This window comes from Carnobacterium inhibens subsp. inhibens DSM 13024 (assembly GCF_000746825.1).
Taxonomy (GTDB): Bacteria; Bacillota; Bacilli; order Lactobacillales; family Carnobacteriaceae; genus Carnobacterium_B; species Carnobacterium_B inhibens.
The window spans coordinates 1,691,509-1,704,380 of the sequence record NZ_JQIV01000006.1; the positions used below are offsets into that span (position 1 = coordinate 1,691,509).

At 35.8% G+C, this 12,872-nt stretch carries 13 protein-coding genes, 1 rRNA gene and 1 other annotated feature; of the genes, 1 reads left to right on the plus strand and 13 read right to left on the minus strand.

Going from position 1 to position 12,872, the window contains the following annotated elements; genetic code table 11:
- Positions 1-50: 50 nt before the first annotated feature.
- From BR65_RS09330 to BR65_RS09385, 12 genes are all read right to left on the minus strand, one after another.
- Positions 51-650, minus strand: a complete 600-nt coding sequence (locus BR65_RS09330) for a sigma-70 family RNA polymerase sigma factor (protein WP_023179611.1) — start codon at positions 648-650, stop codon at positions 51-53.
- Positions 651-755: 105 nt separating this feature from the next.
- The gene (locus BR65_RS09335) at positions 756-1,280 is read right to left on the minus strand and encodes an NYN domain-containing protein (RefSeq protein WP_023179613.1); all 525 of its coding nucleotides are present in this window, start codon (positions 1,278-1,280) and stop codon (positions 756-758) included.
- Positions 1,281-1,312: 32 nt separating this feature from the next.
- On the minus strand, positions 1,313-2,170 hold the full coding sequence (gene rlmB / locus BR65_RS09340) for a 23S rRNA (guanosine(2251)-2'-O)-methyltransferase RlmB (protein WP_034537987.1): 858 nt from the start codon (positions 2,168-2,170) through the stop codon (positions 1,313-1,315).
- Positions 2,157-2,570 carry a Mini-ribonuclease 3 gene (locus BR65_RS09345; protein ID WP_023179616.1) on the minus strand — a complete coding sequence of 138 codons (414 nt, stop codon included), beginning with the start codon at positions 2,568-2,570 and terminating at the stop codon, positions 2,157-2,159. The genes rlmB and BR65_RS09345 overlap by 14 nt, the downstream gene beginning before the upstream one ends.
- 7 nt (positions 2,571-2,577) lie before the next feature.
- On the minus strand, positions 2,578-3,984 hold the full coding sequence (gene cysS / locus BR65_RS09350; protein ID WP_023179618.1) for a cysteine--tRNA ligase: 1,407 nt from the start codon (positions 3,982-3,984) through the stop codon (positions 2,578-2,580).
- 33 nt (positions 3,985-4,017) lie between these two features.
- Positions 4,018-4,548, minus strand: coding sequence for a serine O-acetyltransferase EpsC (gene epsC / locus BR65_RS09355; protein ID WP_023179620.1), 531 nt, complete (start codon positions 4,546-4,548; stop codon positions 4,018-4,020).
- 68 nt (positions 4,549-4,616) lie between these two features.
- Positions 4,617-4,839, minus strand: a binding site (T-box leader).
- A gap of 54 nt (positions 4,840-4,893) precedes the next feature.
- Positions 4,894-6,363 (minus strand): glutamate--tRNA ligase, encoded by a 1,470-nt coding sequence (gene gltX / locus BR65_RS09360; protein WP_023179622.1) that lies wholly within the window; start codon positions 6,361-6,363, stop codon positions 4,894-4,896.
- A gap of 69 nt (positions 6,364-6,432) precedes the next feature.
- The gene (gene ispF, locus BR65_RS09365; RefSeq protein WP_034537988.1) at positions 6,433-6,930 is read right to left on the minus strand and encodes a 2-C-methyl-D-erythritol 2,4-cyclodiphosphate synthase; all 498 of its coding nucleotides are present in this window, start codon (positions 6,928-6,930) and stop codon (positions 6,433-6,435) included.
- A 14-nt stretch (positions 6,931-6,944) separates the two neighbouring features.
- Positions 6,945-7,658 (minus strand): 2-C-methyl-D-erythritol 4-phosphate cytidylyltransferase, encoded by a 714-nt coding sequence (gene ispD / locus BR65_RS09370; protein ID WP_034537989.1) that lies wholly within the window; start codon positions 7,656-7,658, stop codon positions 6,945-6,947.
- 11 nt (positions 7,659-7,669) lie between these two features.
- Entirely contained in the window at positions 7,670-8,782 is a 1,113-nt protein-coding gene (locus tag BR65_RS09375; RefSeq protein WP_023179627.1) for a PIN/TRAM domain-containing protein, read from the minus strand.
- A gap of 75 nt (positions 8,783-8,857) precedes the next feature.
- Positions 8,858-10,228 (minus strand): DNA repair protein RadA, encoded by a 1,371-nt coding sequence (gene radA / locus BR65_RS09380; RefSeq protein ID WP_023179629.1) that lies wholly within the window; start codon positions 10,226-10,228, stop codon positions 8,858-8,860.
- Between the two features lie 211 nt (positions 10,229-10,439).
- Positions 10,440-10,979 (minus strand): dCTP deaminase/dUTPase family protein, encoded by a 540-nt coding sequence (locus BR65_RS09385; RefSeq protein WP_034537990.1) that lies wholly within the window; start codon positions 10,977-10,979, stop codon positions 10,440-10,442.
- A 240-nt stretch (positions 10,980-11,219) separates the two neighbouring features.
- Between BR65_RS09385 and BR65_RS09390 the strand changes: the two genes are divergently transcribed.
- Entirely contained in the window at positions 11,220-12,323 is a 1,104-nt protein-coding gene (locus BR65_RS09390; RefSeq protein ID WP_034538760.1) for an ABC transporter ATP-binding protein, read from the plus strand.
- Between the two features lie 386 nt (positions 12,324-12,709).
- Here the strand turns inward: BR65_RS09390 and rrf are convergent.
- Positions 12,710-12,825 (minus strand): 5S ribosomal RNA (gene rrf, locus BR65_RS09395).
- Between the last annotated feature and the right edge of the window lie 47 nt (positions 12,826-12,872).

Genomic DNA, 12,872 nt, shown 5'->3' on the forward strand with positions numbered 1-12,872 from the left:
ATTTTTATTTACTTAAAACTACTATAAGTACAACTAACTAGATAGAATCGTTAAGAATCTAACGTTTGCTTCATTTTACGTTTGCACCGGTCTAACGCATTTTTTATTTGCAAACTATCACAATTCAGTTGTTCAGCAATCTCGTCTATTTCTTTATTATTAAGATAAAGAGAAAAGACCTGCTGCTCTAACTTAGACAATGCATGGTGATAGCCCTCTAATTTTTCTTTAACTTGTAAAATATCCAGTGCGGATAGTCCTTCTTTTGCGTTCGTTATGTATTGAGGACTCATTCCCTTTTCTAGCATACTATCTAATGACTCAACAATTTTTTCAATTCTTCTTTTCTTTGCCATATCTTTTCGAATCAAACTGAAGATATGGTGTTTGAAATTTAATTTATAGAAATTTCCAAATGTATGTCCTTTATCTGAATCGTATGTTTGTATCGTTTTATGAAAGACCATCCGTGCTTCTTGCCAAAGATCTTCTGATTCATAACTTTTAAGATAGTACTCTTTTGTTAATTTGATTACTAGAGGATGATAACGCTCAAATAAAATTTTGAACGGATACCCATCTCCATGTTTGATTTTGCGAATCAGTTCTTCATCGCTCATAAGAGAGAGTGTCTCTTCTTCATCTGCCAAACCTTTTCCTCCTTTAATGGCTAAATTAGTAAGATTAGATACCTAACGCGAGTTATTTCAATTGTCTACCATTCTCGAAAACTCTCAAAATAACAAACAGTCACTTTAGTACTTCGTTAGATCATCTCTTAATTTTTCTAATCTGTCCATTTGATGGTGAGTCCAAGGTGAGTTTCTTCTATAATCCTGTAAGTGGTAAGCTTTTGCGTCAGCCTCTATTGCTTTTTTTACACGTTTAACGTCACTAAAAAGTTCATTAGCTGATTTTCGTAAAGCTCCTTTTTGAAAAACGACCCATTGTTCCGCCAGATCACTTGTTGCAACGGTCACTTGCATAATCAAGGTACTCTCTATTCCAACAATCCGTTCAATATAACTATCCGCAGTTTCTCCTTCTTTTGTGAAAATAACTGATAATTGATATTTTTGATACGACTGTTGAATTCCAGGAACAAATTGAGCGTCAAATACTACGCGAATTTCTATACCTGTATACTTTTGGTAATTAGAAAGTTCATGTAACAACGCATCTCGAGCATCTTCCATCTTATCTTGATTTTTTAATTTCACCAAGTGTGGCCATGCTCCAATAATATTGTATCCATCAACGATCAATAATTCTTTTTTCATAGCATTTGACCCCCTTTCCTTTATTCCATTAGCTAGATTTTATTTCTTCCACGATAGACTTCATACATTAATAAGCTTGCCGCTACACTTGCGTTCAGACTTTGAACATGACCAGTCATCGGTATGGTAATCATGCCATCCATTTGTTCTTTTACTAAACGAGAAATCCCTTTTCCTTCGTTGCCCATTACTAGTCCAATTGGCAATGTTGTTTCCCATTGACGGTAATCTTGACCTTCCATGTCTGTTCCATACAACCACAATCCGCGTTCTTTTAATTCTTTAATTGCTTGAACCAGGTTCGTTACTCGTGCAACAGGAACATGTTCGATTGCTCCAGTAGAAGCTTTGGCTACCGTAGCTGTCAATCCTACAGCACGTCTTTTTGGAATAATGATACCATGTGCTCCGATAGCATCAGCTGTTCTCATAATGGAACCTAAATTATGCGGATCTTCAACTCCGTCTAAAAGAATGAAAAACGGATCTTCATTTTTTTGAGCTGCTACTGCGAATAGATCATCAATTGTCGCATATTGGAAAGCAGAAGCTGCTACAACTACACCTTGGTGATTCATTCCATCTACTAACTGATCCAATTTAGTTTTGGGCACAAACGAAATTTGAACACTGCGTTTTTTAGCTAAATTTTGGATTTCTTCCATCTTAGCTCCGCTTAAACCTTCTTGTAGAAAAATTTTATTAATATCACGTTCAGATTTCAATACTTCAATAGCTGGCAAGCGTCCTGCAACTAAATCACGATCTGTTTCTTGCTCTTCTACTTCATCTTTAACTGGTTTAACAGCTTGTCGGGCTGGTTTTTTTGAAAAAGACGGCTTTTTAGGCTGGCTGTTGCGTTTACCAAAATTTTTATTATCTCTTGTCATCTTTTGTATCCTCCACTTTCTTAATACACCAACGGATCAATTCTTCCATACGCTCGGTTTGTTTTGCTAAATGTAAGTATCCCATCAGTGATTCAAATCCAGTAGCTACACGATAAGTCGTGATATCTGCATTTTTGGCTGAAGTATAACTTTTAGAGTTTCGGCCACGTTTGTACATCGTTACTTCTTCTTCCGTTAAAAAGCCTTCTACTGCTAGCATTTCATGCATCAAGAAACTTTGTGCTTTGGCTGATACAAAATGTGTCGCTGTTTTATGCAATTGACTTGGCTTTGTGTATCCTTGTCCTACTAAATAATCGCGAATATAGATTTCGTATATGGCATCTCCTACATAAGCTAATGCTAGCCCATTTAATAATGCCCAGTTTTTTTCCGTCATATCTTTATTATCCTCTTCTCCATCTTGTTCCTTGCGGTGTATCGTCTAAAATAATGCCTTCTTCTTTCAACTGATCTCTAATCTCATCACTACGTTGGAAATTTTTCATCGCACGTGCTGTATTTCTTTCTTCAATCAATTGTTCAATGGTTTCATCTAACAATTCAGTTTCCCCAAAAGTGATACCAAATACTTGAATTAATTCCTGATACTGATCCAACATAGCTTCTAGAACAGCTTTAGAAACAAACGCACGTTCGCTATAAATATTCATAGCTTTTGCCATTTCGTAAACGACTGTAATGCCATTAGCAGAATTAAAATCATCGTCCATTTCTTTAATAAAATCTGCTTTAAATGATTTGATCTGTTTTAGCATTTTTTCATCATCTTCGCTTGTTGCAGCTGCATCTTTTAAACGGTAGTTGACGTTGTCATAAGCCATTCTTACTTTCGTTAAATTAGCTTTAGCTTCTTCAATGGTCGTATCATTGTAACTAATGGGTCTGCGGTATTGAGTCGTTGCCATAAAGAAACGTAAAATTTGGGGATCTATTTGTTTGATCATATCGTGAACCAATACAAAATTGCCAAGTGATTTACTCATTTTTTCATTATCCATCGTTACAAATCCATTATGCATCCAATAATGTGCAAAGGGATGACCTGTTTTAGCTTCGCTTTGGGCAATTTCATTTTCATGATGTGGGAAGGCTAAGTCTTGTCCGCCGGCATGAATATCGATTGTATCGCCTAAATATTTTGTGGCCATTACAGAACATTCAATATGCCAGCCTGGACGCCCTGCTCCCCAAGGAGATTCCCAAGAAATTTCATCTGCTTTAGCCGATTTCCATAAAGCAAAGTCTAGCGGATCTTCTTTTTTATTATTTTCTTGGTCATTTAAACGATTGCTTGCTCCAACTTCTAGGTCATCGATTGAGATATCACTTAATTTTCCATACTCTTTAAATTTTCTAGTGCGGTAGTAAACATCACCTTCTGCTTCATAAGCATACCCTTTTTTTATCAATACTGCTATAAAATCAATGATTTCAGACATATTTTCCATTACACGAGGATAATGTGTTGCTTCTTCTACTCCTAATGCATGGGTATCTTCATGATAAGCTGCAATAAACTTATCCGCTATTTCTGGAGCTGTTAGATTCATTTCTTTTGCTGTACGAATAATTTTATCGTCTACATCTGTAAAATTGGACACATATGCTACATCATAGCCTCGGTACTCCAAATATCTTCTAACGGTATCAAAAGCAACTGTACTGCGAGCATTACCAATATGAATATAATTATAAACTGTTGGTCCACAAACATACATTGATACTTTGCCTTCTTCTATTGGAACAAACTCTTCTTTTTTTCTCGTTAATGTATTATAGATTTTTAGCATAGCTGCTCTCCTTTTCTATTTAAAGACAGATTTTTAATGGGAAAGTTTTTCTCCATTTAATTTGACTACTTTAGCAGGAATCCCAACTGCAGTTGAATTAGCCGGTATCTCTTCTAAAACTACTGCTGATGCGCCAATTTTTGAATTATCTCCAATCCTAATAGGACCCAAAACTTGTACATGGGCTGACAATAAAACATTGTTTCCAATCGTAGGATGACGTTTTCCTTTATCTTTCCCAGTTCCACCTAATGTCACACCATGAAAAATAACAACTTCATCACCCACTTCAGCTGTTTCTCCAATGACAACACCCATACCATGATCAATGAACACTCTTCTGCCTAATACTGCTCCAGGATGGATTTCAATGCCGGTTAAAAAGCGAGAAAAATTAGCTAAGACACGACTGATCAAAAAGCCGTTACGTTGGTATAAAAAATGGGCCCATCGATGAAATAAAATCGCGTAAAAACTAGGATACGTTAATAGAATTTCAATTGTACTTTTTACTGAGGGATCATTCTTTTTGATTGTTTGAATGTCTTCTCTTAATCTCCTCATAGATTATTCCACCTTATTGGTTTCTTTCTGCAATTAATTTACTTTACAAAAAAAGTAGCGTCTTATATATAAAAGACGCTACTGCGTGGTTCCACTTTTCTTTATCGTCTTCTTCCTACTGAATAGAACAAACGACCTTTGACACGCTAACGGGTGTTAACCGATAAGAGTCTACTTTATTCAACTCTCTAACTCAGAGATGCACTTCACCCGATCACCACCATCTGCTTCCACCAGCACAGACTCTCTTTGGATGTTGATAGGGTTACTCTTTCTCGTCATCGTCTTTACTATTATTTAACTCAGCATTTTTTGACTAAAATTTTTGTGCTCTACTTCTTAATTCTATAGTTTTGCTAATGCAGCTTGTAAATGAGCTTGCGCTTTTTCTCGGCCAAGAAGTTCAATGGTTGGTCCGATTTCTGGTCCGTGTGATTGCCCTGTAACAGCTACACGAATCGGCATAAAGAGATTTTTCCCTTTAATTCCTGTTTCTTTTTGAACAGCTTTGATTGCTTTTTTGATTTCATCTGCATCAAAAGGTTGAATTTCTTCTAATTGTTTAGAAAAGGCCGTTAATACTTCTGATACTGTTTCGCCTTCTAAAACTTCTTTTGCTACGCTGTCTATCGCTGGTTCTTCACTAAAGAATAAACTTGATAATTCAACGATCTCTGCACCATAACTCATTTGTTCATGGTATAATCCAACTACTTTTTGAACCCATTCTTTTTTCTCTGGAGATGCATCTTCTTCAACATATCCAGCTTTGATTAAATGCGGCAAAGCTAATTTTGTTACGGTTTCTAAATCAGCTTGTTTCATGTATTGGTTGTTGATCCATTCCAATTTTTTAGCGTCAAATGCAGCTGGAGATTTGCTTAAACGGTTAGGATCAAACATTTCTACGAATGTATCATGATCAAAGATTTCTTCTTCTCCAACCGGTGACCATCCCAATAATGAGATAAAGTTAAACATTGCTTCAGGTAAATAGCCTAGTTCACGGTATTGTTCGATAAATTGTAAGATGTTTCCATCACGTTTGCTTAATTTTTTACCTGTTTCACTATTGATGATCAATGTCATGTGTCCAAATTGAGGAGCTTCCCAACCAAAAGCTTCATAGATCATTAATTGTTTTGGCGTATTGGCAATATGGTCATCTCCACGTAAAACATGAGTAATTTCCATAAAATGGTCATCTACGGCAACAGCAAAATTGTATGTTGGCATGCCATCGCGTTTCACGATAACAAAGTCTCCTCCTATACTTTCTGCTTCAAATGAGATAGGGCCTTTCACGATGTCTTCAAAACTATACGTGTTTTCTTTAACCACACGGAAACGAATAACTGGTTCAATTCCAGCTGCTTCTTTTTCTTGTTTTTCTTTAGCTGTTAAATGAGCACATTTACCACCGTAATGAGGCATTTCTCCTCTAGCTCTTTGGGCTTCACGTTCTTCTTCTAACTCTTCTTCAGAACAGTAACATTTGTACGCACGATTGCTTAATAATAATTGTTCTACTAATGGATCATAGATCTCTCTACGTTCAGATTGACGATACGGACCAAAGTCTCCAGGATTATTAGGGCTTTCATCCCAATCCATCCCTAACCATTTCAAGTTTTCTAATTGGCTAGTTTCTCCGCCTTCAATATTTCGTTTTTGGTCTGTATCTTCAATACGGATAATGAAGTCTCCACCATTGTGTCGTGCGTATAAATAGTTAAATAACGCTGTACGCGCGTTTCCTATATGTAGATATCCTGTTGGGCTTGGCGCATAACGTACACGAATTTTTTTTGTCATAATTTATTTCCTCTTTTCTTATAGTTTTTTTATTCTCTATTAGGTTAACTCTAAGCTCACTTATTCTTATTAAATAGGCGAAGGGGTTCTATCTTGTTTCTCTAATAAACAAACAGCCATAGCTGCAAGGCCTTCTTTTCGACCAATAAAACCCATTGTTTCTGAAGTTGTCGCCTTTACGTTAACATGCTGGATACTAGTTTGACAATCATAAGCTATGTTTTCTTTCATTTCAGCTAAATAAGGAGCTAATTTCGGCCTTTCAGCTAAAACAGTTGCATCAATATTTCCAATCGTATAACCTTCTTGTTTTAACAAACGCCATACCTTACGTAATAACTCTCTTGAATCGACATTTTTAAATTGTTCATCTGTATCCGGAAAATGATAGCCTATATCTCCTTTGCCAGCAGCCCCTAATAAGGCATCAATAATAGCATGAAGCAACACGTCAGCATCAGAATGACCCAACAATCCATATTCATAAGGAATTGTTACTCCACCAATGATTAAGCTTCTATCCCTTACCAATTGATGAACATCATAACCTTGTCCTACGCGAATCATAAGCTAACCTCCCTTTACTTCTTTTGCTGTTTTCTATGGAGCAAAATAGCTTTTCCAGTTACCATATCTTCAGGAGTCGTTATCTTTATATTATCATAGGACCCTTCTATTACTACTATTTCTTTTTCTATTCGTTCTACTAATGAAGCATCATCTGTGCCTAAAAAATGATCTTCTTTAGCTTTTTCATGAGCTTGCAGAACTATGGAGCTTTTAAACGCTTGGGGAGTCTGTATCTGCCATAATTCACTTCTGGGCAAAGTCACCTTGACAGTCTGGTTTGGGTAAACAGCTTTAATCGTATCTTTAGCAGGTACTCCTAAAATAGCAGCCCCCATCTTTTGAACTTCTTTGTACAATCGATGAACAGCTTCCAGTTCAATAAAAGGCCTTGCACCATCATGGATCATTACGATACCCGATATTTTATTATTCAATTTTTTCAATCCATTGTAGACGCTATGCTGTCGTTCCGTTCCGCCTATTGCTATGGTGATTTTTTTTCCACTGAACATCTGCTCTTGTCGCAATAAATCATTGATCAATTCAACTTCATCTTCTTTTACAACTAAAATGATGTGGCTGCAATACTCATCTTTTAAAAAAATATTCAATGGGTATTCAATCAACGGCTTATCTAGTAAAGGCAATAAAATTTTATTCTTAGAAGATCTCATGCGTCTCCCATGACCAGCTGCCAATAAAATCAGCTCATAGTCCTTATTCATCGCATCACTTCCTACTCTCTATCTTTAATGCCTTTTTGAGAATGAACCGGTTTTGCAAAAATCATACGTCCAGCAGCTGTTTGAAGCGCACTGGTTACGACAACTTCAATTGTTTTATTCATAAAGTGTTGTCCTTCTTCAACAACGATCATGGTTCCGTCATCTAAGTATGCTACTCCTTGACTGCGTTCTGTTCCAGCTTTAACGATCATGACCGTCATGTTTTCGCCTGGAATAACGACTGGCTTCACAGCATTAGCCAATTCGTTTATGTTTAATACCGGTACATTTTGGAACTCACTCACTTTGTTTAAGTTGTAGTCATTTGTTACCACAACACCGTCTAATAATTTAGCTAGTTTAATTAATTTGCTGTCTACTTCTGTAATGTCTTCAAAGTCTCCGTCGTACATTTCAACTTGCATGTCATTTTCTTTTTGCAATGCATTCAAGATATCTAATCCTCTACGTCCACGTACTCGTTTTAAACTATCAGAGGAATCTGCAATGTACTGCAATTCTTGTAAAACAAAATTAGGAATCAAAATCGTTCCTTCAAGAAAACCTGTTTTTGCAATATCATAGATTCTTCCATCAATAATAACGCTTGTATCTAATATTTTATATTTACGAAAAGTCTCATCTGCTCTACGCTCTAAAACTTTTCCATCTTCATCTTCCGTATTCTTTTTTACCTTCGGTTGAAAAAGCTTACGCCACTCGTCTCTACGTGTTGTTCCAACACGAAACCCTAAGTAAGCAAAACCAATAACAAGTATAAAAGGTATTACATCACTAATAACTCGAATATTCATACCAATTAGGACCACACTAATTAGCCAAGCCAGCACCAATCCTATGATCGTTCCTAAACTCCCAAATAATAAATAGGTCACACTTTGTTGACTTAAAAAAGTTTCGATTTTTTTAAAGGCTTGTTCAATGTATGTCACTGATAAAAAAGAAATAAATAAAAATATAATAGCACCAATCAGAATATTTGTGACTACATTGTTGATGTAAAGATTTTCAACCCCTGCCATATCCCAGGCAATCGGCATCAAACTTGCTCCAATACTTCCACCGATCAATATGAATATACCGGTTATAATTTTTTTTACCAAAAGTATTCCTCCTTTATAAATGGGGCTCCTGTTCTACAAAAAGAACAGGAACTTTCTCATTTTATTTTGCTTTATTTAAGAAAAAGCTTTCTTTATTGCTTCAGAAATAGTTGTCACTCCAATAATATCTACATTACTAGGGAATTCCCATCCGCCAATATTATTTTTCGGAATCATGATGCGTTTAAACCCTAGTTTAGTCGCTTCATTTACCCTTTGTTCAATTCGGCTCACACGTCTGATTTCTCCGGTCAAGCCGATTTCTCCGATAAAACAGTCGGTTTCTTTTGTTTCTTTTTCTTGGTAACTAGAAGCGACACTGATGGCGATCGCTAAGTCGATCGCAGGTTCATCTAATTTTACGCCACCTGCTGATTTTAAATAGGCATCTTGGTTTTGCAACAACAATCCTGCTCTTTTTTCCAACACCGCCATAATCAACGATACACGATTATGATCTAAGCCACTTGCTGTTCGCTTAGCATTCCCAAAAGCAGTCGGTGTGATCAACGACTGGATTTCAGCTAAAATTGGTCGCGATCCTTCCATTGAAGCCACTACAGCAGATCCTGTAGCTCCAGATAACCGTTCCTCTAGAAACATTTCTGAAGGGTTTAACACTTCAACTAACCCACCTTCACGCATTTCAAAGATCCCAATCTCATTGGTAGAGCCAAATCGGTTTTTAACAGCTCTTAAAATACGGAAAGTATGATGCCTTTCTCCTTCAAAATACAATACGGTGTCTACCATATGTTCCAACATACGTGGACCAGCGATAGCCCCTTCTTTTGTAACATGTCCCACTATAAAAATAGCAATATTATTCGTTTTTGCAATTTTCATTAAATCAGCTGTGCTTTCTCTAACTTGAGAAACACTTCCTACTACTCCAGTGATATCTGGTTGATTCATAGTTTGAATAGAATCAATAATAACATAATCAGGTTTCAAATCTTCAATTGTTTGTCTTATAGCACCCATATCCGTTTCTGGATAAATATAAAAGTCAGCACCTTTAACACCCAATCGATTCGCCCGCATTTTAATCTGGCTAGCGCTCTCTTCACCACTTACGTATAACACTTTTCCACCTGCTAGATTCAGTTGAGCGGAAACTTGCAGTAAGAGAGTTGATTTTCCGATACCAGGATCTCCTCCGATCAAAACTAATGAGCCTGGAACTACTCCACCGCCTAAAACACGATTCAACTCTTTTAATTCTGTTTTGACTCTGGGAACTTTAGATACATTTATGTCTTGAATTGCTTCAGCCTTAGCCGTTTTACCTGTCATACTGACACGACTTCTACGATCATTTTTATCTGCAACGATTTCTTCTTCCATTTGGTTCCAACTGCCGCAATTTGGACAACGACCCATCCATTTAGGTGATTCATAACCACATGCTTGGCAGACAAACTTTGTTGTTTTCTTTTTTGCCACCTATTCAGCCTCACCTTCAGAGTTTTAAAAAACGATTTAGTTTTATTTTAACATAAAAGCGATTAGAATAGGCGTTGAAAGCATTAAAAGCCAGTTAATTCAAACTAAGTTCACTAAAAAATCAAAATTAAATTTCTGTCATTCTTCAATTTAGTTCCAATCCGGATTTCAACTAATGAATTGAACGGTAGAGTAAGGAATAACATGAATTTTATCTTCCAGAAGAACCGAAACCACCAGAACGGACTTTTCCGCTTTCTTTATCCACATCTGCTTTCAAGAATGGTATAAAAATTCCTTGGCCAATTCGGTCACCTTTCTTCACTACATGGTCTGTTAAACCAAAATGAATAAATTGAAAATATATGTGACCTTCGTTGTTTTCATTGTTGTAGTAATCTGAATCAATAATCCCTACCCCATTCGGTAAAACCAATTGGTGTTTGATTGGATTACTTGAACGATTTGCTAATTGCAAGTATTCATCTTCTCCCATATACGCTTTGATGCCTGTTGGTACAAGTGTGGGTTTTAAATATTTTTTATTTTGTTCTAAAAGTGAAGCTTCATTTTCTTTTTGTTTTATTTCTCGAGTCATACCTTTAAACAAAACTTTCCAAATTGAAGGTACGATCGTATCTTCAGCAGCTTCAAAATCATAGCCTGCTGCATGATTGGTTGCTCTTACTGGTAAGTTTATACCTTTTGTTTTATAAGCTGTTACTATTTCAAATCCGCGTTTCTTTTCCATATCTTTAAATTTCCTCATTTCGCATACTATTCATTAACTCTTTGATTATAACAAAAAATGATTCAACTAGCGATTTACTATTGAATATTCTACTCCTCTTTCCTCAATTTTTCTTTGTATGTGCAACATGCACAACTATTTACAAAAAGTTTTGTGCAGATTCCCCTTTCGTTAAAACAGCGTTTACATTATGATTGTTTTATAATAACTTAGCTATTTAAGAGAGGATAAGTGAAAAAAATGGTAGAAATCGCACTAAAAAATATTAATAAAAAATATGAAAATAATGATTTTCTTTCTGTAACAGACTTTAATTTAGATATTAAAGATAAAGAGTTTATTGTATTTGTTGGTCCCTCTGGTTGTGGGAAATCAACTACATTACGTATGGTTGCTGGACTTGAAGACATTTCAGAAGGCGAATTATACATTGGAGACAAATTAGTCAATGATGTTGCTCCAAAAGACCGCGATATTGCGATGGTTTTCCAAAACTATGCCTTATACCCTCATATGACTGTATACGATAATATGGCTTTTGGTTTAAAATTACGTAAATACAAAAAAGAAGAAATTAAACAACGTGTTGAAGAAGCTGCTGAGATTTTAGGTTTAACTGATTACTTAAAACGTAAACCTGCTGCATTATCTGGTGGACAACGTCAACGTGTTGCATTAGGACGTGCTATCGTTCGTGATGCCAAAGTATTCTTAATGGACGAACCTTTATCAAATTTAGATGCTAAGTTACGTGTAGCTATGCGTGCAGAGATTGCAAAACTGCACCGTCGTCTAGATACAACTACTATCTATGTTACTCATGACCAAACAGAAGCGATGACTATGGCAGACCGTATTGTTATCATGAAAGATGGATTTGTTCAACAAATCGGTACTCCTAAAGAAGTTTACAATACACCAGTTAATGTCTTTGTTGCAGGATTTATTGGTTCTCCAGCAATGAATTTCTTTGATGTTACTTTAAATAATAATATTATTTCTAATGGTCAAGGATTGTCTATCAAAGTTGATGAAAGAAATGCAAAAAATCTTATATCTAAAGGTTATGATGGTAAGAAATTGATTTTCGGTATTCGTCCAGAAGATATTCATAGCGAACAAATTGTTTTAGATGCTAATCCTGATAGTATCGTTCATGCTGAAGTAGTGGTATCAGAATTACTTGGAGCTGAAACTATGCTTTATACTAAAGTTGATGGTACTGAATTTATTTCAAAAGTTGATGCTAGAGATTTCCATGAACCTGGAGAATTTATTGACCTATCCTTCAACTTAAACAAATGTCACTTCTTTGATCCAGAAACTCAAGAAGTAATTAAGTAATTTAAATCTACTTATCTTATCTAATAGATATAGTGAGGTACACTCCAAAAGTTCGAACTTTCGGAGTGTATTTTTATACTTAAGAATACAACCTTACCCATTAATACTATTTAATCATTTTATTTTTCTTAGACTTAATTTCTATTTACTTACCATTTGAAGAAAAATTGTTAAGTCTATCTAATACGCATAACCATTGGAATATTTAGATAAAAATTTGAACCGTTTCAGCTCTTTATTTTATCAACTTATTTTTGAATTGTTTCACGTGACACAATTCTAGATCTCTTGAAAGGCTTGGTTATTATTTTATCTATGATATTCTATTTAACATTCTTATTCGAACACAAAAAAAGACACCATCCGAAGATGATGTCTTTTTGTTTGCGTGGCAGCGTCCTACTCTCACAAAGGGAAACCCTTCACTACCATCGGCGCTAAGAAGCTTAACTGCTGTGTTCGGCATGGGAACAGGTGTGACCTTCTTGCCATCGCCACCACACAAATTTCAATCTAGAGAACGTTGTTCTCTCAAAACTGGATAAGTTA

What these genes read in the sequence shown, in the direction of transcription:
- BR65_RS09335 (WP_023179613.1), bottom strand. Translation starts at nt 1,280, where the DNA reads ATGAAAAAAGAATTATTGATCGTTGATGGATACAATATTATTGGAGCA.
- rlmB (WP_034537987.1), bottom strand. Translation starts at nt 2,170, where the DNA reads ATGACAAGAGATAATAAAAATTTTGGTAAACGCAACAGCCAGCCTAAA.
- BR65_RS09345 (WP_023179616.1), bottom strand. Translation starts at nt 2,570, where the DNA reads ATGACGGAAAAAAACTGGGCATTATTAAATGGGCTAGCATTAGCTTAT.
- cysS (WP_023179618.1), bottom strand. Translation starts at nt 3,984, where the DNA reads ATGCTAAAAATCTATAATACATTAACGAGAAAAAAAGAAGAGTTTGTT.
- epsC (WP_023179620.1), bottom strand. Translation starts at nt 4,548, where the DNA reads ATGAGGAGATTAAGAGAAGACATTCAAACAATCAAAAAGAATGATCCC.
- gltX (WP_023179622.1), bottom strand. Translation starts at nt 6,363, where the DNA reads ATGACAAAAAAAATTCGTGTACGTTATGCGCCAAGCCCAACAGGATAT.
- ispF (WP_034537988.1), bottom strand. Translation starts at nt 6,930, where the DNA reads ATGATTCGCGTAGGACAAGGTTATGATGTTCATCAATTGGTAAGGGAT.
- ispD (WP_034537989.1), bottom strand. Translation starts at nt 7,658, where the DNA reads ATGAATAAGGACTATGAGCTGATTTTATTGGCAGCTGGTCATGGGAGA.
- BR65_RS09385 (WP_034537990.1), bottom strand. Translation starts at nt 10,979, where the DNA reads ATGGAAAAGAAACGCGGATTTGAAATAGTAACAGCTTATAAAACAAAA.
- BR65_RS09390 (WP_034538760.1), top strand. Translation starts at nt 11,220, where the DNA reads ATGGTAGAAATCGCACTAAAAAATATTAATAAAAAATATGAAAATAAT.